Annotated in this window: 16 protein-coding genes and 1 tRNA gene; 2 read left to right on the top strand and 15 right to left on the bottom strand. The window is 50.5% G+C overall.

Annotated elements, in window-relative coordinates; translation table 11 throughout:
- Nucleotides 1-42: 42 nt before the first annotated feature.
- Complete coding sequence (locus ACFVYJ_RS09920) at nt 43-450, top strand: rhodanese-like domain-containing protein (protein ID WP_419416104.1); 408 nt, start codon at nt 43-45, stop codon at nt 448-450.
- A gap of 40 nt (nt 451-490) precedes the next feature.
- Here ACFVYJ_RS09920 and ACFVYJ_RS09915 read toward each other — a convergent pair whose 3' ends face one another.
- From ACFVYJ_RS09915 to ACFVYJ_RS09885, 7 genes are all read right to left on the bottom strand, one after another.
- Nucleotides 491-1,414, bottom strand: a complete 924-nt coding sequence (locus tag ACFVYJ_RS09915; protein WP_419416105.1) for a hypothetical protein — start codon at nt 1,412-1,414, stop codon at nt 491-493.
- A gap of 181 nt (nt 1,415-1,595) precedes the next feature.
- Nucleotides 1,596-2,510, bottom strand: a complete 915-nt coding sequence (locus tag ACFVYJ_RS09910) for a response regulator (RefSeq protein ID WP_419416106.1) — start codon at nt 2,508-2,510, stop codon at nt 1,596-1,598.
- Nucleotides 2,507-5,893: an ATP-binding protein gene (locus ACFVYJ_RS09905; RefSeq protein ID WP_419416107.1), complete on the bottom strand. Its 3,387-nt coding sequence runs from the start codon at nt 5,891-5,893 to the stop codon at nt 2,507-2,509. Before ACFVYJ_RS09905 ends, ACFVYJ_RS09910 begins: the two co-directional genes overlap by 4 nt.
- A gap of 207 nt (nt 5,894-6,100) precedes the next feature.
- Nucleotides 6,101-6,637 (bottom strand): cytochrome b/b6 domain-containing protein, encoded by a 537-nt coding sequence (locus ACFVYJ_RS09900; protein WP_419416108.1) that lies wholly within the window; start codon nt 6,635-6,637, stop codon nt 6,101-6,103.
- Nucleotides 6,638-6,650: 13 nt separating this feature from the next.
- Nucleotides 6,651-6,923: a PepSY domain-containing protein gene (locus ACFVYJ_RS09895; protein ID WP_419416109.1), complete on the bottom strand. Its 273-nt coding sequence runs from the start codon at nt 6,921-6,923 to the stop codon at nt 6,651-6,653.
- A 156-nt stretch (nt 6,924-7,079) separates the two neighbouring features.
- Nucleotides 7,080-9,275 (bottom strand): bifunctional diguanylate cyclase/phosphodiesterase, encoded by a 2,196-nt coding sequence (locus ACFVYJ_RS09890; protein ID WP_463255226.1) that lies wholly within the window; start codon nt 9,273-9,275, stop codon nt 7,080-7,082.
- Nucleotides 9,276-9,337: 62 nt separating this feature from the next.
- Nucleotides 9,338-10,891 (bottom strand): methyl-accepting chemotaxis protein, encoded by a 1,554-nt coding sequence (locus ACFVYJ_RS09885; protein WP_419415198.1) that lies wholly within the window; start codon nt 10,889-10,891, stop codon nt 9,338-9,340.
- Between the two features lie 576 nt (nt 10,892-11,467).
- Between ACFVYJ_RS09885 and ACFVYJ_RS09880 the strand changes: the two genes are divergently transcribed.
- Nucleotides 11,468-11,833: a tautomerase family protein gene (locus ACFVYJ_RS09880; protein ID WP_419415199.1), complete on the top strand. Its 366-nt coding sequence runs from the start codon at nt 11,468-11,470 to the stop codon at nt 11,831-11,833.
- A 38-nt stretch (nt 11,834-11,871) separates the two neighbouring features.
- On the opposite strand, the gene ACFVYJ_RS09875 is transcribed toward ACFVYJ_RS09880, so the two are convergent.
- From ACFVYJ_RS09875 to ihfA, 8 genes are all read right to left on the bottom strand, one after another.
- Nucleotides 11,872-12,759: a response regulator gene (locus ACFVYJ_RS09875; RefSeq protein ID WP_419415200.1), complete on the bottom strand. Its 888-nt coding sequence runs from the start codon at nt 12,757-12,759 to the stop codon at nt 11,872-11,874.
- Entirely contained in the window at nt 12,752-13,747 is a 996-nt protein-coding gene (locus ACFVYJ_RS09870; protein ID WP_419415201.1) for an HD domain-containing phosphohydrolase, read from the bottom strand. The genes ACFVYJ_RS09875 and ACFVYJ_RS09870 overlap by 8 nt, the downstream gene beginning before the upstream one ends.
- Nucleotides 13,744-17,862 (bottom strand): response regulator, encoded by a 4,119-nt coding sequence (locus ACFVYJ_RS09865; RefSeq protein WP_419415202.1) that lies wholly within the window; start codon nt 17,860-17,862, stop codon nt 13,744-13,746. Before ACFVYJ_RS09865 ends, ACFVYJ_RS09870 begins: the two co-directional genes overlap by 4 nt.
- A 471-nt stretch (nt 17,863-18,333) precedes the next feature.
- Nucleotides 18,334-18,549: a hypothetical protein gene (locus ACFVYJ_RS09860; RefSeq protein WP_419415203.1), complete on the bottom strand. Its 216-nt coding sequence runs from the start codon at nt 18,547-18,549 to the stop codon at nt 18,334-18,336.
- 190 nt (nt 18,550-18,739) lie between these two features.
- A tRNA-Pro gene (locus ACFVYJ_RS09855) sits at nt 18,740-18,816 on the bottom strand.
- Nucleotides 18,817-18,898: 82 nt separating this feature from the next.
- On the bottom strand, nt 18,899-20,131 hold the full coding sequence (locus ACFVYJ_RS09850; RefSeq protein ID WP_419415204.1) for an FIST signal transduction protein: 1,233 nt from the start codon (nt 20,129-20,131) through the stop codon (nt 18,899-18,901).
- 117 nt (nt 20,132-20,248) lie between these two features.
- Nucleotides 20,249-20,608: a MerR family transcriptional regulator gene (locus ACFVYJ_RS09845; RefSeq protein WP_419415205.1), complete on the bottom strand. Its 360-nt coding sequence runs from the start codon at nt 20,606-20,608 to the stop codon at nt 20,249-20,251.
- Nucleotides 20,586-20,891 (bottom strand): integration host factor subunit alpha, encoded by a 306-nt coding sequence (gene ihfA, locus ACFVYJ_RS09840; protein ID WP_419415206.1) that lies wholly within the window; start codon nt 20,889-20,891, stop codon nt 20,586-20,588. The genes ACFVYJ_RS09845 and ihfA overlap by 23 nt, the downstream gene beginning before the upstream one ends.
- Nucleotides 20,892-20,896: the final 5 nt, after the last annotated feature.

The following is a 20,896-nucleotide window of genomic DNA, read 5'->3' as shown; positions in this document are numbered from 1 at the left end:
TGCTATAAAGCGCAGACTGTCCAACGAATTCACAGGATTGTTATGAGTCAGACACTTACCACCAGTGCCGCACAACTGGTAACAGCAGCCCGTGGCTGTATCCAGGAATATACCGCCGCAGAAGTGATATCGATGCTGGATAAGCCACAGGTGCTCATTGTCGATTTAAGGGATGTGCGGGAACGGGAACGCAGTGGCTTTATCCCCGGCAGTTTCCACTGTCCGCGAGGCATGGCTGAATTTTGGATTGATCCTGAGAGCCCTTACTACAAGCCATTTTTTGGCGAAGGTAAGCAGTACATTTTTCATTGCGCTTCGGGCTGGCGCTCAGCCTTAACGGTTAAGGCTTTGCAGGAGATGGGCATGACCAATATTGCCCATATCAGTGACGGTTTTACTGGCTGGATAACCGCCAAGGGCCCCATCGAGCCTCCAGCCAGTAACACCTGATCACAGGCAGGCCTGTTGAACCTGACCCGCCTGTGACTACTTATAACTCACTCATAATGGCACGGACTTTTTCCAGATATACTGCTTCGGGCAGTGCGCCACTGTCATACAGAGCCTGTAACTTGCGTAACCGAGCTTCAATGCCACTGGCCTGAGGCGCGGGTTGCTGCTCCTGTTCGAGCTGTTCAAGTTTCTTGATGCGTGCTTCCAGCGCCTCGTTGGAGACTTCCTGTTGCTGTTCAGTCAGATATTTATCGTCAATCCGTTTCTTTTCATTTCGTACGATCGCGTATTCATAGGTCCGATTCAGATCGATTGACAGCCAATCAGTACGACCATTAACAGCCTGAGCACCGGCAAAGGTCATCAACTGCCAATCATGCGCCGTTGTTTTCTGCAGGTTACCGGTATTCAGCCCGTCACGCAGGATTTCCGCCTTAGACACCACCTTGCCATAGGTACCGGTCACGCCGGAACGCAGCTTTTTCAACTGCATGTCCACATGCATTTCACCCAACAACAGATTAAAGCGATCCCCTTTTATATATGCAGTACCACTCACAGACAGTCGTTGGCGGCCAATATAGGAAGGCCGGAAATCAGAGACTGAAAACACCACCGACTCATTGGTGTTGGCCTGCACCAGAGCCTGATTTATTTTGGTGGCCAGCAACTCAATTTCACGGTCGGTAAACACCCGTTGCAGGTTTTCTGATTCGTCGCCCAACAGTGATTGGCTAGGGTTGTACGGGCTGTCTTTAACCTGCACCTGACTTAACATCCGGGCCAGTGTTTCAACTGCCACGGTTTTTGGATGACTATGGTTAGCCGCGCCGTCCAGTGTACGCAGGCCGATATAATCAGCTTGATTTTGCCAGGTGATATTAAACTCAGCCTTGGCCGAGAGCGAGACAAGCGCGAGCAAAGGTAACAAACAAAGTACGCGGAGAGTTGAGTAATGCACAGTGACTTTCCTTCTTATAGTTTTAATATTTTCAATATGAGGAAAAGCAAAAAATATGCCCTTATTCAGCGCATCAAATCAGGCTAATTTCGCTCTGTTTTCAGCGATTTGGCAAAAAGCGTCACAGCCAGTGCGACACTCTGTGTCACAGCCTGCTCCACTTCGTCAAAGACAGCTAACGTCAAAGATCAGCAGCGGCCATCAAGCGTAAAGCGATACCGGCGGCAGCGGTACGATTCTCCACCCCCAGCTTGGGAAATACCTGCTCAAGGTGTTTATTCACTGTCCGCGGACTCATATCAAGAATTTCGCCGATATCACGGTTAGTTTTACCGTTGGCAATCCAGTACAGCACTTCGGATTCCCGTTCCGTCAGCGCCAGTTGCTGCTTCAGCATAGCAGGGCCTGATAGCCGCTCACCATCCAGCAGTTTAAGTAACTGATCGCCATCCTGCGGGCCCATATATTTCACTGACAGCGCATATTCCAGGCCATCGAGCTGCAAGACATTACCCACCGCTGGCTGCTGACGAAACCAGTCCGCCAACTGACTGGCACACTGCTGGCCCAACCAGACTTGATCTGCCCTGGCTCGAGCCAGCAAAGCACGGGTTTGTGGTGTCGCCCAGACCAGCAGGCCTTGAGGGTTTACTGTCAAAAGGTGCTGCCCGGCAGTATCCAGTGCCGACTGCGCACTTGAAGTAAGGCGAGCATTATTAAGATGCACTCGCATTCTGGCTAACAGCTCATCAGGCCGGATCGGCTTGGTCAGGTAATCGACCCCACCCGCCTCAAGGCCACGGACAATATCCTGAGTATCGGTCAGCCCGGTCATGAAAATCACTGGAATATCTGCCAGCTTGCTATCCGCCTTGAGCTGCTGACAAGTTTCAAAACCATCCATATTCGGCATGATGGCGTCCATCAGGATCACATCGGGTCGAATCTGCCGGGCAATCGTCAAGGCTTGCTTACCCTCCAGCGCCACCAGCACATCCATACCGGCTTGCTCCAGAGCGTCATTGATCAGACTCAGGGCATCAGGAGAGTCATCCACCACCAGCACAATATCCGTACCTGAATGCTGAGTTGTCACCGTTCAATCTCCAACCGTTCTGCCATCTGTGCCAACTGGAACCTCCGCAGCATCTGTTCTAACTGCTGCAGAGTGCTATCAGGTATCAGGGTTTCCAGCGCCAATTTCGCCAATACCTGTTTCGCCCCTTTACTATACCCCATCTCAGCACAGGCTTTGAGCTCATGCAGCAGTGGATGATCAGGAACCGGTATGGGTCCGGTAGTGGCTGCCTGTACGGTCACCAGTCGCTGTTCCGACTGGCGGTAGGTCCACTCCAGCTTCAGATGCGCAGCCAGACTGTCCAGCAGTTGCCGGTTGCTCACTGGCTTTACCAGATAAGCATTATAAGCCGCCTGTTCATCGGGTTTGCGCTGATGTTCCTGAGCATCGGCAGATAGCATCACAATGGGTACACCGACCCCCTGCCGCCGTAATGTCTGCGCCAGTTGCAAACCGCTGATGCCCGGCATTGAAACATCCAGCAGAAACAGGTCCGGCTGGAAGTTTGCCAGCAGTTCAAGGCAACTGTCGGCGTCGGCCGCTTCTATCACTTTAAAACCCAGTGGCGCCAGTAAATCGGCCAGCATACCCCTGAGCACAGGATCATCATCCACCAGCATGATGCATCGTTCATAACCCATGTAACCTACCACGGGCAGAGATTCATCGATTTCGGCCTCAGCCTGCACCCAGGGCAACATCAGCCGTATGCGAAAACAGCTACCCTGATCTGGCTCGCTCTCCACTTCCAGATCACCGCCAATGATGTCGGTCAGCAGCTTAACAATGGTCAAGCCGAGTCCAGTCCCCGGCAGGTTTCGGGTGGATTGATTACGTACCCGTTCGAAAGGCTCAAAGATGCGTGCCAATTGGTCCGGTGGAATACCACTCCCGGTGTCCTTCACAATCAAGTCAGCCACCTGATTACGATAACTCACGGTAAAGCACACCCGGCCTGAATCGGTATATTTCACGGCATTAGACAGCAGGTTAATCAGTATCTGCCGCAAGCGTTTCTCATCGGTCATGACAAACTGCGGTAGCGTATTCAACACTTCGTACTCAAAACCGATGCCCTTCTCCTGAGCCTGCATACTGAACATATTCACTAACTGTTGAAATAGCTCCGGCAGCGCCACTCGGCTGCGGTATAACTCCAGACGACCGGCTTCGATTTTGGAGACATCCAGTAACCCTTCAATCAGGTCGGTCAGGTACTGGCCAGAACGGTGAATAACTTCCAGACCATGGCGATGCCGATCGGGGGTTTCACTGTGCTCTGATAACAGCTGGGCATAACCCAGTATCGACTGTAATGGAGTTCTTAATTCATGACTGATACCGGTGAGATAACGACTCTTCGCCGCGTTTGCGCGTTCCGCCAGCTCTTTGGCCTGCTGTAGTTCCCGATCAGTTTTCTCATGCGCTTCAATTTCGTACATCAGTTTACGAGTTTGCCGGTTTGATTCCTTTTGCGCCACAACCCGGCTTTCATGGGCCAGCAAAAATAGCCAGGCAATCACACCCGAGGCAATCAGCAGGGTAAAAAACAACGTCCAAAGAGTATCCAACAGCAACGTTTGTTCACTCAAGGTGACCGGCTGCATCTGACGATATATCACTGCCAGCAATGCCGCATTGAGTAAATTAACCGACAACAGAACGGCGATAAAACGCCCCATACGCGAGCTGAATAACCGCACCAGTTTGCTGGGCAGAAATAGGCGCAGAAAAGCCGTGATCTGCTGGGACAAACGACCATGAGGTTTACAGCTATCAAGGCAGCGTACGTCCAGAGAACAACATAACGAGCAGATCGGCTCGGCATAAGCCGGACAGTAACTCATATCTTCCGGCTCAAAAGGGTTTTCGCAAATCACGCAGGCCACTGTACCCCGACGTTGACCTTCACGGGCGATAATATAGGGCTCCAATTCAACAGAAGGCCGTGCCAGATAAAACCGTCCACCGGTCAGCCAAGCGATAGCCGGTACAGCAATGAAACAGGTAGTCAGGCTGATAAAGTGACACAGGTTTTTAGCGATTTCACCAAACATTCCCAGATAACAGAGCATGCCAAGCGCGGTGGCCAGTACCATGGAACCGGTACCTACCGGGTTTATGTCGTACAGATGGCCACGCTTAAATTCAATATGGGCAGGGCTGAGCCCAAGCGGTTTATTGATCATCAGATCCGCCGCCAGTGATGCCAGCCAGCTTACTGCAACAATGGCAAAGATACTCAGGATGGCCTCCAGTACCTGATAGATGCCCAGCTCCATCAGAATCAACGCCAGTGCCACATTAAATACCAGCCATACCACCCGGCCTGGGTGACTATGAGTCAGGCGTGAGAAGAAATTCGACCAGGCAATAGAACCGGCATAGGCATTGGTCACATTGATCTTCATCTGCGAAATGATCACCATCAGTGCCGCCAGCACCAGACCAATAGAGGGAGACTGAGTCAGATAGGTAAATACGGCCTGATACATATAGGTGGGGTCGGTGGCCTGAGCAAAGTCCTCTCCCCGGCTGATGGCCAGGTAAGCCAAGAACGAACCGAGCAACATCTTGATGACACCAATGAAGATCCAGCCCGGACCCGCCAGAATCAGCCAGAACCACCAGCGTTTTTTGTTTTGCTCGGTTTTCTCCGGCATAAAACGCAGATAATCAACTTGCTCACCAATCTGTGCTACCAGCGCAAAAAACACTGACGCGGCGGCACCAAACAGCAGGATATCAAAGCCACCGGACGCAGGCTGACTGGCTGGGGCATACGCAGTCCAGCCTTCCAATTGCTGATATTCATGTATCACAACCACGCCTAGCGCAGTACATTGCAATAGCACCCAAAGGGTTTGCGTACCGACTTGAAACCGACTAATCGCAGAGATACCGTGGGTCACAATCGGAATCACCGCCACCGCACAGATCACATAACCGATACTGAGCGGAATCCCAAACAGGGCGTGCAGTGCCGATGCCAGAATGGCAGCTTCAATAGCAAAGAAAATAAACGTGAACGAAGCATAGATCAGCGAGGTGATGGTAGAGCCAAGATAACCAAACCCCGCACCTCGGGTCAGCAGGTCAATATCCAGGCCATACTTCGCAGAATAATAGCTAATCGGCAAACCGGTAATAAAAAATACCAGCGTAACTGCCAGCATAGCAGCGACAGTATTGGCAAACCCATAACTCAGAGTTACGGCGGCTGCGATGCCCTCCAAAGCGAGAAATGCAGTGGCACCCAGTGCCGTTTTTGCCACCCGCTCAATACTCATATTACGGCTGTTCTTTGCCGTAAAGCGCAGGGCATAATCTTCCAACGTCTGGTTGGCGACCCACTTATTGTATTGCCGCCGCACTTTAAAGATTTTCTGAGCTGCTGGCATGCACCATTCCCACTAATATCCGTGGCACTAGCATACTGCAATTTACACAGAGGCGGCAGTCAGGCGAATTCAACGACCGCGATCAGGAATAACAGGCAAAAAAATGGGCAGCGTATATTACGCTGCCCGTCGAAGTTAAGGGGGGGATGGAGAAAACCTCAATGATGTAGCTATGAGTATGCTGCGGCGCGTTAGTTCCCAACTTTTTTAGTTTTTATTTAATTTCCGGGTGCAACGCCTACCCGTCAGCATCTGCCGAACCAGATTAGCGGGCCCCAGTACGCTGAAAAGTGTCACTGCCGCCACATGTACCAGCACCAGCAGCAGCGTTAGATTGGCAAAAAACTCATGCACATCCTCAACCCAGTCTTCGCCCCAGAACATATCAGTGGTGGTCAACCAGCCACTGAGCCCTACCAGGAGTAGTCCTGCCATCAGCAGCATCACCATCAGCCCGCCCAGCGGGGTATGCCCAGCATGCTGTTTTATCTGACCCTGCGCCAACTCGCGCAGATGGCTTTTCAGGCCAGGTTTACGCGGGAAAAAATCACTGAAACGGGCGTTCCTGGGGCCAATAAATCCCCAGCAGACACGAACCAACAACGCTGCCAGAATATAATAGCCAATCCACTCATGCAGGGTTTCTCCCTCTTCCGTCAGCGTGAAGTTAAGCAAAAAACCCGCGGCGACACTCCAGTGAAACAACCTGATAAGTGGGTCCCAGATCCGCTGCTGCGACTGCATTACGGCCCTCTCCTTAGTCATCCAGCTTGGCTTTCACAACATCTCCGGTTTCAGGATGGTAGTAAATCTCTACCCGACGTCGCTCCTGGTCATAACCGTAAATTTCATAGCAGCCACCAGAAGTGACTTTGAATTTTTTAATGCTGTACCCCTGATCAAGAATTTTCTGCTGCATGGCCAGCTCTGGAAGCCAGTTGGATTGGTCGCCATCGGTACATTTAGGTCCAGCGAACACTGTACCAGCCGCCGTCATTAAAACAGTGGTGAATAGAATAGATTTCATCATCATAAGCTCCTTGAAAGTTAACTGACCGGGTCAGTATGCAATGCAAAACTTAAAATAAACTTATGAGATGTCAGTTTGAGGACAAGGCACGCAACCACAGTAATGCTGCCCCAGTGAAGGACAGCAAGTTTGTGGTATAGACGGTGAGTTATCGGTCTAATCTGCTTCAGGTGCTGACGTATCAGGTACCGGCATTTCAACCGGTAATGCAAACGCCACATCCGGCAACTGCGGTTTGCTGAACAGGTAACCCTGCCCCATATCACTCTGGTAGCCTTGCAACAGTGACAGTTGTGCCGCCGTTTCGATGCCTTCAGCGACAACCACAAGTTGCAGTTTATGCGCCATGGTGATGACACCCTGAACAATTTTCCGATCCGCCAGATCAACTTCAAGATCCTGAATAAAACTCCGGTCAATTTTCAGCTTACTGACAGGCAGGCGTTTTAACATGGAAAGAGAGGAGTAACCGGTACCAAAATCATCAATTGCGATGCTAATACCCAATTCACTCAGCTTAATCAAAGTTTCAATAGAGCTGGCGACATTATCCATCAAACAGGATTCTGTAATCTCTAGCTCCAGCATATGAGCATCCACTTGATGCCGCTCCAGCATCAAACGAATGGTTTCTAACAGCAATGGGTCTTTAAATTGACGCTGCGATAAATTCACCGCCACACGCAGTTTGTATGGGTAGCGCTGTTCCAGCTGCTTGATATGCCAACAAGCCTGCTCGAGAATGACATAACCCATCTCAATAATCTTGCCGCACTCTTCTGCCACCGGGATGAAAATATCCGGGAACAGCAACCCTCGTTCAGGGTGCCGCCAACGAACCAAAGCCTCAAAACCCGCTAACTTTCCGGAATGTAGATCATAAAACGGCTGGTAATGTAACAGGAATTCATTGTTCGACAGGGCCTGAACAAGATCCTGTTCCAACTCTATCTTTTCCAGGGCAGCGGCTTGCAGACTATTGTCATAGAACTGGTAATGCCCTTTTCCCGCCCGTTTACTGGCGTACATAGCCAAGTCAGCATTACGTAATAACGTTGTTACATCCTTACCATCCTGGGGAATCAGAGTAATCCCCACCGATGCGGACACAGTAAACACGCGATTGTGCAGTTGAACAGGACCCCTGACCTGCTGCAGCAGTTTTTCTGCGACTTTGGCTATATCCGCGACTGACTCAGTGTTCTGCAACAGGACGCCAAACTCATCGCCCCCCAGGCGCGCAACAATATCACCCTGTCGCACGGCATCATGAATGCGCTGAGCAATGGTCAGTAGGAACTGATCCCCGACCGAATGCCCCATGCTATCGTTAATACGTTTGAAATCATCCAGGTCGAGATAGAGCAGTACCGCAGACCTTTTGGAACGTTCAAAGTCCCGCAGCAGGCGCTCTAGTTGATCGGACAGAAACCGACGATTAGAAAGACCTGTCAGGTGATCCTGATGGGCCATCAACTTCAATTCACGGGTTTTTTTTGCCACCACCGTGCGCAGTACTTCAGGCTGGCGCAGGATAAACCAAGCCATAATGGCTGCAATCAATGAGGCTAAAATGGTCAGCAAATAACCGTAATACCATTGATTATTGGACCCTGGCGGAGGGCTCATGGTCAGATGCCATACTGCATTTGGCAATTGGATAGGCACTGTCAGGGCATTCTCGCTGATTGGCAGGCGGGACTGAGCAAACGCTTCCCAAGTGTTGCCATCACCCAACTGGCGACTCAAACTGAACCGATAACCGCGGGACTCCCACTGATCGAGATCAGTCACTTGCAGCAAGTCATCAACAAAAATTAATGCCGAGGCAAACCCCCAGAACCTTTCTCCCTCGTCAGTCGGTAAAAAAATGGGGTTGCGACCAATCAGCCCCACTCCGCCCTGAACCAAATGGAACGGGCCGGCGACTGTCATACGGTGCTCACGTATTGCTTTCAGTGCTTCGTAACGACGCGCATCCTGTTTCAGGATGTCATGACCAATGGCTTTTTCATTGCCTGCCAAGGGGTGGATATATTGCACCACACCCTCCGGCGCAAGCTGCAGGTTAGAGATACCGCCAATGCTATTGATCACCTCTTCAGCATAGCTCTCAAAGTCAGCAAATAACCCACGGTGCTGCAGAACTTCCTGCGACAAAATACGAGTTGCCGAAAATGACCGCTCCAACCGCCGTTCAATGGCAGACGCCTGACTGCTGATCAGCTCACTCAACAGAAAACGCTGTTCCCCTTGATGCAGCGATTGCGAGGTGTGGGTGAGATAAGTGCCCAAACCCGCCACCATAGCAAAGGTAATGGCAATGATAATCCACTGTTTGAAAACTCTCACTTAAGACACAGTACCCTATTTGCGACATCCCGAATCTAAGACAGCGGAAGTAACAACTTAAATTATCGTTTAAAACCCTGCACCAGCTCACCCATATCCAGCGATACATCTTTCAGTTCCGCAACCACACCTGTGGTCATATCTGCCCGACTCAAGCTGTCTGTGGATAAATCAAATATGCGTGCAACTTGCTGGTTAATCTCTTCTGATACCTGGGCCTGCTCTTCAACTGCAGCCGACATCTGAATCGCCATGCCTGCAATCGTGTTCATCGCCGTGGATATAGTGCCTAACATCTCTTCGCTTTTGACCACATTAGTCAAACCTTCATCAGCCTTTGACATGCCCTGATTGGCAATTTTCACTGAACGGTCAGCACTGCCCGTCAGAGCTTCGACAATGCTGTGTATTTCCCGAGTTGACTCACGGGTTTTTTGCGCCAGATTACGCACTTCATCTGCGACAACAGCAAAACCACGACCATGTTCACCGGCACGTGCCGCTTCGATAGCCGCGTTCAGCGCCAATAGGTTGGTCTGTTCCGCTATCTGTTCAATCAACCCGGCCGCCTGGGTGATATTGCCTGTCTGGGCATCCAGATCACGCACTGCATCGGCGATATTACTGACCGTTTCACGCAGTTGCTCAATCGAGTCTCGCGTTTCACGTGACAAAGTGAGGCCGGATTCCGCCAGCTGGTTGGATTCTGACGCCTGTTGCGCCGTATGTTGCACATTCTGAGAGACCTCACTAATCGTGGCGGTCATTTCGTGCATGGCGGTCGCCACCTGTTCAGTTTCGCGCTGCTGCTGCTCAGCTGCATTACGACAATCCTGAGACGACGACATACCCACTTCAGCTTTTGCCGACACCCGCCGGGACACTTCATCGATACGTGATAACACCGTATTCAGATGCGACTGCTCGCTCATGACACCGACCCGGGTCATCCCCATCATTAAATCATCGTCGGTATAGGTCAGAGCCGTTACCGGATGCCGGAAGGCCCGTGGCGATTCATCCATTAGGGCCTGAAGCTGCTGACGATGCTGCTGTCGGCCAAACATAAACAGGCTCACAGCAGTCACGCCCAACACCAACTGAGCCACCAGTGACTGTCCGGCTAATGCCAATCCCGTACCGACCACCAAGCCGCCAATTAACAGCGCCATTTCTGGTAAATTTGCAGGTTTTGGTTTCACTTTCTGGCCTTTTAACAGCCGACTGTAGACGCGTTCTGCCCGGGCAACATCTTCCCGCTTCGGGCACACTCGAACAGATTCATAACCGATGGTCCGGCCACTATCGGTGATAGGTGTCACATAGGCATTGACCCAATAATAGTCGCCACTTTTAGTACGGTTTTTCACCAACCCCATCCAGGGCAGGCCCGCTTTTAAATGGGTCCACATGATATCAAAGGCCGCGGGGGGCATATCCGGGTGCCGGATCAGGTTATGGGGCTGGCCAATCAACTCCTCTCGGGTGTATCCGCTGATTTGCACAAACGCCTCATTACAATCGGTAATGATGCCTTTGGTGTCAGTCGAGGTAGTGAGCTGTGTTGATTCGGAAAAACGCTTTTCGGTGTCTGTAACAGGTAGATTTTTTCTCATCCTGAACGGCTTCCAAAGCTATCGCGGTCAGGTGAACAACCTGAGCCGGCTTAGGGTTATTGTTATTCTGAGTGCTTCAAAACTGTTTACTGCACTGAATAATACACATAAGCATAGCCAGCAAAAACCTGATTGCGTTGGCAATGCATATTTTTTGTTTGCCACGGGCCCGGTAGCAAATTATGCAGTAGGCCTGTGCTTATTTAATAAGAATTATCGGCTCCATGAGGTCAAGCTTGAATATTCCAGCCGCTTCAAACCATAAATGCAAAAAAAGCTAATTGATTGAATTTAAATAAATTTATATGCTTTTCTCAAAAAGCAGTCCGTAAAGCCCGATTTACTCCTAGCCGTGATTTGGCAGTGATTGGGCTATGCAGGCCGTTATCTATGTTTGCTAACCCTGCCCATTCAAGCCACCGTAAGCGTAAATGCTAAACACCTGAATAACTTCCGTGTGATTGAAGCGAAGCTGCAGATATAAAGATTTTTGTTAAATGGGTTTGCTTCATACTCCTGCCCTGCGCATAGTGGACTGCTAAAGATAACGTTACAGGTAGAGTAAGGAGTCAAGAGATGCCATTGGTGAACATTTCCATTCTCAAGGGTAAATCACCGGAATACATCAACGCCGTTGCTGACGGCATCAATTCGGCAGTTATCGAGACCATGGGATTTCCGGACGATGACCGTTATCAAATTATCCATGAGCTGGAACCCCATTGCCTGCAACTGCAAACGCGAGAAGGTGACCGGGTAATGATGCATCTGGTCATGCGGGCCGGCCGTTCCAATAAATCGAAGCAGGCATTTTACAAGAAAGCAGTAGAAAATCTGGCTGAAAACCCGGGTATTCCACCTGAGAATGTGCTGATTACCATCACCGAAAACCATGATATCGATTGGTCATTCCGCGACGGTATTGCGCAATTTGTGGTATAAAAAATAGCGACTACAGGACAGCAGGTACGCGTTTCGACTTACCTGCTTTTGTTCATGGTCAGGCTAACAGTATTACCATTACCGGCATACTCCACTCGGTCAAAACTCACCTGACAAGTCATGGCAATACCGCGACCATGGGGGTCAAGTGCCCGCTCCACAGAGAACTCCAAATATTTCGACCAGTCAAAACCTTCACCCTGGTCCTGTATAGTAATGCGGGTATATTCTGTGTGGCACACAACATCCACATCGACATAAGCCATCATATATTTGGGGTCTTGCTGCCGCCGCTGAATCTCCTCATGGTATTCACCGGCCAACATCAGACGGGTTTTATCCTCATAAGTCACTTTTAAACTGCCATGTTCTACTGCATTCAGCAGCATCTCACTGAGCCCCAGCCAAGCTCTGTCGGGATCAGGACATAGCATTGACAGCCCTTCAGCCAGTTGCCGGGCGTCTTCGACCGTTCGCACCCGGTACTTACCTTCCAGTAAAAACCGATTAGTACGCAGGGCACGGTTGAGGTTATGTGATGCCTCTTTGGCAGACAGGAAATGCTCCATGGCTGCCTTGACGACCGACAGTAGCATCTTTGGATCTATGGGCTTGGTCAAATACCAGTAAGCACCAGCATCAACGCCCTGACGCACCTCTTCCGGGCGTTCTAAGGCGGTATTAAAAATGACCGGGATATGTTTAAGCGTGTCATGTTGCTGCAACTCCTGCAGCAGCGTCAGGCCATCACCATCCGGTAATTGCCGATCTAGAATGATGGCGGCATAGTCATCCGGGGTTTGCAGGTGCTGCCGAGCATCAGCCAGGCAATTGGCTTCGTCAGCGTCAATATCACCTTTCGCCAACAAACGCATAATCAGCCCGGCGACAATTTCCTCATCTTCGATTACCAGAACCTTAGCCATGCATAGTTGCCTCTAGCCCAAAGTCAGTTTTAATCTGTTCTAATTCAGCCCGCAGTTCGATAAAGCAGTCTATCAGTGCCGGATCAAAATGTTTGCCCCGCTCGGACACTATATGTTCAAACGCTTGTTCACTACTCCAGGCTGCCTTGTAGGGCCTTATCATGGTCAGCGCATCATACACATCCGCCACGGCAACAATGCGTGCAGACAGCGGTATATCAGCGCCTTTCAGGCCCGCAGGGTAACCAGTGCCATCCCATTTTTCATGGTGATTAAGCGCAATTTCAGCGGCCATTTGAAACACCGGAGCCGTGCTTCGGGATAAGATGTCATAGCCAATTTGAGTGTGGGTTTTCATCACCTGCCATTCGTCAGCATCCAGCTTAGCCGGCTTACGCAGAATCTGATCAGGTATGCCAATTTTACCGGTATCATGCATCGGTGCCGCCAGCTGAATCAGCTCGCAACTGCGCTGGTCCAGCCCAGCAGCCTCAGCTAAACATTGAGCATAGGCAGCCATACGCCAGATATGCTCACCGGTATCAGTATCATTGTAATGCCCCGCTTCACCCAGCATCTGGATGGCATCAAGATAGGCGCGTTCCAATGACGCAGCGCGCACCAGAGACAGGTGGTTAGCCACCCGCAACTTAACAATTTCCGGAGTGATCGGCTTAACGATATAGTCTGCCGCGCCGACTGCAAAACCTTCGGCTTCATGCAGTATATCGGCATGACTGCTGACGAAGATAACGGGGATATGGCTGGTATTATCACTGGCCTTCAGGCGCCGACATACCTCATAACCGTCGATATCAGGTAACTGAACATCCAGTAATATCAGCGCCGGTTTATGTTTGCTCACCGCCGCCAATGCAGCGTTGCCGGTTTTCGCAAATACCAGTGGATAGTGCGATTGTAGAATCTGCTGCATCAACGCCAGGTTCTGCGCTTCGTCGTCGACGACCAGTATGTTTGCTGGTTTCATACGCCCCCCAACTCAATCTGCTGTTTGGCAGCGATCGCCCTGACTTCCAACTCTGCCGTCCTGAACTCAAAATCATCGACCGCTGTTAAAACCGGTTGCAGTGTCTGTTCGCCTATCAGTCCAATCAGCTGTTCCAGGAGTGGCGCAACATCCACTGGATTGTCGTGATCCAGCTGTTGTAAAACCTGCATAAACAATGCTGATAGGTGCTGTTTATCGAAATCTCCCCGTCCAGTTACTTCCGACTCAATCACCTCTGATTCAGTTACCGGGCCCACTGACAAACCAAGCTTTGCTTCGATGGCCGCAAAGGTCGCGCAGACACAATCATGCAGTTCAGTAACAACCTGCTCCCGATCGATAGGCTCTTCTCCCAGGCGTTGAACAGCAGAGGCTGCTTGTACCAGTCCATCCATCGCCAGGGAACCGGAGGCGCCTTTCAATTTATGCGCCAGCCGCCCTGCTTCACTATCGGGTAGCTCAGCCATCTGCGCTATCACATCGCCATAATCCGCAAGGAACTTGCCGATGTAGTGCAGCAGTGTTGCTTCATCGCCCCAGAAGCTGACCGCCCGCTCATAATCAAACAGTATAGGGAGAGGTTCTGCAGTTATTTCAACGGCGGCATGATCTACCTGCTGCTCATCTTCGACTATCATTGACGCCTCAAAGGCAGGCCCTACCCGGTCGACCTTGGGTTTTACCACACAATTGAGAATACTGTTGATCGCGTCATTGACGTCGAAGGGTTTGCTGATAAACCCGTTCATCTCGGCTTCCATTGCCGCACGACGGTCGGATTCAAAGGCACCGGCGGTCAAAGCAATCACCGGCAGGTGCTTGAGACTTTCATCCGTCCGGATTGCCTGGGTGGCCTGATAGCCATCCAGTACCGGCATCTGAATATCCATCAGCACCAAATCAACCTGATCCTTATTCTCAGCCAGCCAGTCGAGTGCCTGTTGGCCATCATTGACCGACCTTGTCACAGCGCCGTGCCCGGTAAAAATACGCTCCGCCACGTCGCGATTAAACTCGTTATCATCGACAATCAACAGCCGTATCCCGGCAAGTGACTGTGGTGCTTGTGCTTGCCGGTTGAAAACATTAGCTGCTTCTGGCTGTTTAATTCGCATCAGCGTGTCATAGAGCACTGAGGCGGTAATCGGTTTTTCCAGCACAGCATCAACATAGTCAGCTTCTGGTGCTGCCAGAATTTGATCTCGAGCATAGCCGCTGACCATAATCACCACCGGGGCCAGTCCATCACCTATCGCCGTTTTGATTTTCTTAGCAGCCGCCAAGCCATCCAGTTCTGGCATATGCCAATCCAACAACACCAGATCCTGAGGTTTATGCTCAACATACTTAGACAACACCTGTTCCACTGCCTGTTCGCCATTTTCAACACAGGTGGTGTGCCAGCCGAGCGACTTTGCAATATGAGCCAGCGCATCCCGGGCAACCTCATGATCTTCTGCAATTAAAATGTCGAGGTGGCTGGGTTGAGCGGCAGTTACATCCAAGTCGCTTTCACGCTTAAGCTGCAATTCAAAACTAAAGGTAGATCCCACCCCGAGGGTACTGTCAACTTTGAGCTCACTGCCCATCAACGCCAGTAGCCTGGTCGAAATTGTTAGGCCAAGGCCAGTACCACCAAATCGCCGGGTGGTGGAGGCGTCCGCCTGTTCAAATGCAGACAGAATGCGACTTTGAGTCTCTTCGGTCATGCCAATGCCACTATCCTCCACCGCTACCCGAATGCGTAACTGCTGATCATCGGCATTCAGTTGCTGCAGACTGAGTAGCACATAGCCCTGTTCAGTAAATTTAACCGCGTTACCCACCAGATTGATAATCACCTGCTCAATGCGGGTAGCATCACCGTGTAGCATCAGTGACCGATCTAAATCCGAACGAATCACCAGCTCGAGGTTTTTATTCAGGGTATTCGCCGACATGATCACCGAGATGTTATTCAGCAGGTCTTGCATACTGAAGGCGGACGGTGCCAGCTCTATTTTTCCGGCTTCGATTTTAGAAAAGTCGAGTACATCGTTAATGATGCTTTGCAACGACTTGCCGGCACGCTGAATCTTGTTGGCCACCTGACGCACTTCCTGTTTGAAATCAGGCTTGTCCAGCAGATAGGTCAAACCCAATACTGCATTCATCGGTGTGCGAATTTCATGGCTCATATTGGCAATAAATTCGCTTTTAGCCTGGGCCGCTTTGATTGCCATGTCTTTTGCCTGTTCCAGGGCCGTGGTAGCTTCTTTTTCTGGTGTGATATCTCGCATAATGCCGATCATGCGTTGTGTGTGATCATCAAAACAGACTGAAGCCATCGTATTGACCGTGCGTAATTCACCACTGGGACGCTGCACCCGAAACTCCAGGTCCAGCAGCTCCCCTGAGTTAACCGCTCTGGCGAAATTGCGTTCTACCCTAAAACGGTCATCAGGATGAATTCTGGCTTTCCAGCTCTGAAACTGCAGATCGAAGTCTTTTTCAGACACGCCGTGTATACGGAACATCCAATCATTCCAGATCAGCTTTCCCTCTTCAGGATCATATTCCCAGACCCCGATTTCGCCGTTATTAACCGCCAGCTCCATACGCTGATTAAGCAGATTAAGGTCCAGTGTACGGGTGGCGATCTCCTGCTCCAGTTTCTGGTTATACTCTTTACGCTCGCGTTCCAGTGCCTTACGTTCAGTAATATCCAGCACACTGCCGACAAAAAACAGTTCATCATCGACCTGCATCTCTGATACAGCCAGTTGAATATCAATAGGTGTGCCGTCCTTGTGCTGCCCCACCACTTCACGGTATTTATCCAATACGCGAGCCTCACCCCGATCGATATATCCCTTCAGGTAGCCATCATGCTCGGTACGTACCGGTTCGGGCGTCAGCATTTTAATGTTATTGCCAATAACTTCGTCACGGCTGTAACCAAAGATCCGTTCTGCCGCCGGGTTATATTCAATTACTATGCCGCGCTGAGAAATTACAATCAGGCCATCAAGTGCCGTGGCAACGACCTTCTCCAGACGCAAAGCCTGACGTTTTTCACGATTTTGACTGAGCTGTCTGTCATAACTGGAGCGGGCCCAGAAATAGGCCAGCAGCCAGGCGCCCGAGATCAAGAAAATCAAACCCATGGACAACGCCCAGCTCAACCGGTTAAACCACTCTGCCCTGATATCCAGCATACCTACCAGATAGACCTCCTTGTACAGCGCCGAGTAACTGGGCACATTCACCGGATAGCGAATCTTCTCGGAGGTATATAATGTGCCATCCCGGACGAATTGGCCTGACTGCTGCCCTTTCGCCTGGCCCCAGAAATCCGGATACATCTCGGAAAACTGCTCAACCAGACCCCGCTGAGCACTCCAGGAGTACTGTCCTGTTGAGTCAAACACCCAACGTCCCTGCTCATCAACAATGGCAAAATTGATAAACTGTGTATGCTCGGCATTTGCTGACCGTAACGGCTCAATAAGTCGCTCACCCATGAAATTCATGACCAGAATGCTATTTAACTCACCACGGGTGGAATACAGCTTTTGCACCAGACGAATGGTAGGCTTCCAGGGTACTTCAACCTCACCGTGCTCTTCGTTCAACTCCAAACCAGAAACATAGGTTAGTTCAGGCGCCAGCTCGAGTGCGCCCTGAAAATAGCTACGCTCCTGTTTATTCTGAAGCTGCCCTTGCTGAGTGATGCGCGCGCCCCCACCACGATAATTGATACGAATTTGCTCCATACCCTCTGCAGACAAGAGTCTGATCTGGTGATAGCGGCGGTTAACGTTGATAAAGGTGGTTAAAAAATCGAGCAACTGGGTGCGGTTATATTGGGAGGGATTCTCGGTATATGCCCACAGGCGCGGCTCAATTAACAGCAAGGACAGATCACTGGACAGACTGGCAAGCCGCTGTTGCATAACGGTTCTAATGGAGGCGATGCTCTGTTGATGCAACTGTTGCTCTTCTTTAAGGTATTGGTTTTCTTCTATAAACAATACCGGACCGGCAATAACCGCTGCGGCCAACATAATGTAAAGAAAGCGCTGTAAAAAATATCGCAAAAAAGATGTCTGCATCCCGCGCCCATTCTAGATAAGTACATACACAAGTTAGGGAACCTGCGAACAAGTCCAAGACTGGCTCTGCGGGCGATAAATTAGCCTTATGCGTGAAAGGCAGCCCAGTGGAATGACAAGTCCGTTCCAAGCTGCCTGACAAAGCAGAAAGCTGTTTTAGAGCCCGCCCCATGGGGCTTTCAGGACAATCCGATCTCTGCGTTACCGATTTTCGACAGGCAACCAGCATGCCTGGAACCGCAGCCTTGATCTCAAATTGCCCTGAAAGCCAGAGGCGTTTTGGATTTATTCGTAGGTTCCTTAGCCAATATATTTCTGCAGCGCAGCACAAAATCAAACCTATCATGCAAGCTATCCGAGATATATCGGCATCGAACAAAACACAATAAGCAAACTTTGGTTGTAGAGATACGAATTTACGGTGTCCGTGACAGGCACCGACAGTGATATAGGAAATGACGCCGTAGGCCGCTAAGCCATGTACTGCTTGCCAGGGAGGTTATCATCAACGCGTGATATGGAACACGCTTCCTGGCTGGACAACAGTAACTCCCAGCGCCCTTCCGTTTCCATCCAGAACGCACCACACCAACAACAACGGCAGATTTGGCTGTCAGTAATGACACTAATCACTTTCATATCGATCGGCTTTACGCTGGCCATACATTGCGAACATACCTGTTCCATCTATTACATCCTGTAATATCAAATCAGACCTGTCAGTGAAGTATAAAACGAAATATCTGCGACATCGTTAAGAAATAATCTTAATTACAGAGCGCAGCCAGGCTAAGCTAAAAGGCCAACCTTACTTACGCGAAGAAAACGCTACACAGCAAACGGAAAAACGGTCTATGACAGACCGGGAGAGAAAAGATGGTCGGGACGAGAGGATTTGAACCTCCGACCCCCTGCACCCCATGCAGGTGCGCTACCAGGCTGCGCTACGCCCCGACTCAAGCATTATCCGTCAAGGCGGATAACGCGGCCGCTATACTACCCTAACGTCCTGAATGTGTGAAGATTTTTCAGTCGATTATTGGGTGATAACTTCATCACCAATCACCATAATCGCAGCGGTCTGATTGTAGTGCCCCAGCGAACCACCCAAGGTTGCTCCCTGCTCGCCAAAGGTATTAAAACCGATAAACGGCACATCCTCACCACAGACATCGCGGATGATCTGGGCATCATCTATCTCTAGTCGGGACTTAAGCAAGTGCCGCAAAATACAGTTAAAAACAATCACCCCAGCGATCTTTTTCGGGCGGCCTGCATCAATAATGGCGCGCTCCAGTGCCTTGCGAAACAAACTAATGGCAGTATTGCGATCAGTTTTCATCTGCCGCAAAAAACTACCGGTTGTGATGGCCGAGTAAAAACTCACGCTCTGATCCGGGTTAGCGATCCGGGCACTTTTAATTGTGAATTCGGCAAATACATCTGCCGACTGGACACCAAAAGGATTCTGGGCAAAAACCTCAGGGGTCAATTCGTCACAACCCAATAACTGCTTCAGCACCTGCGCTGCCGGTTTACCGTTAAAGGATTTAACCACACGACCTTCGCAACCGGTGACCACCAGGCCTCGACCCGCCGGCAAGTAGGGCTGACCCAGCGCGGTACCAATTTTCAATGCTGAGCTGATACAGGTAACCACCGCGCTGTTTTGGTAAACACCATCACAGATCTGATAGCTTTGACCAGACTCCGCTAACGCCGCTGTCGAACCACCAATAACCTGACTGGAACGCCCGGTTTCATTGAGTAATGCCCGTAAAAAAGGCTCCTCTTTTTCTGACGTGCCATCGGGTAGAACAATATTAACGAACGGCTTTATACGACTGGCGTCAGAGGCATTTTTAGATTCCAGCGCAATGGTCATCAATGACATCACGGTAGGATTGGTGCGCAACCGCGTCTGTGCCTGCTCCAGCGCAGCGAGAGCGGCTTTGCGTGGCACTTCAGCCAGGGACTCACCAACCCCTGTGCCCACACTCAAATAACTGCTCTGCCAGCTCATAATTACGACAGAGCCCGATTGTGCACCCTGCAATCTGGAGGACATCTCACCGACTGAACTGCCACCTATAATCGGTACACTCTCACCCAATACATCACGAATATCGGCATAGCAGGCAGCCACATCCAATTCAGCACTGATAAAACAGATCACCAGATTAGGTTTTGCGGTTGCTGACTGGACTTGTTCGGCCGCCAATCGGGCGGATGTCGCGTGACCAATGCCGACTTTGATGCATTCACTCATGAGGTTTCCTTACACATTTTTTAATCCTAGTCAGCACAGGTGGATGACCAGCTCAAAAAGTATCGGCCAGAAAAACATTTTTTGGAGTGTACAAACGAACCAATACCTAGGTACAGGTTAACCCCGCCGAGTCACAGTCAACAGCTCTTCAAGCTCAGCTATGGTTTGGCGCAGAAGCTGTTTATAACGGGTCTGATCATCCTGGTGGTGATCCCCCGAGAGGAATTGTTTGGCACCCGTAAGGGTGTAACCCTGCTCATACAATAGGGATTTGATACGTCGAATGAGAATGACATCCTGACGTTGATAGTAGCGGCGGTTATTGCGTTTGACCGGTGCAATCTGCTCAAACTCTTTTTCCCAGTAACGCAGGACATGAGCTTTCAAGTCACACAGCCCGGCAACCTCGCCGATGGTGAAATAACGCTTGCCGGGTATAGTAGTCTCGGCAACGTTATTCTGATCCGTCTCCGGCATAGGCTTCAACACGGTCCTTGAGTTTCTGCCCTGGCCTGAAGGTGACGACACGCCGGGCGGAAATTGGCACTTCTTCACCGGTTTTGGGATTTCGACCCGGCCGCTGACGCTTGTCACGCAGGTCAAAATTCCCAAAGCCGGACAATTTTACCTGCTCGTTGCTGGACAGGCAGGACTTAATCTCTTCAAAAAACGACTCCACCATTTCCTTGGCTTCACGTTTATTTAAACCCAGATCCTCATTCAGGCGTTCTGCCATTTCTGCTTTGGTCAACGAGCCCATAGATT

Source organism: Pontibacter sp. JAM-7 (assembly GCF_048548695.2).
Classification (GTDB): Bacteria; Pseudomonadota; Gammaproteobacteria; order Pseudomonadales; family Balneatricaceae; genus Neptuniibacter.
Note: the sequence above shows the minus strand (reverse complement) of the source record. Positions and strands in the feature narration are given on the sequence as shown.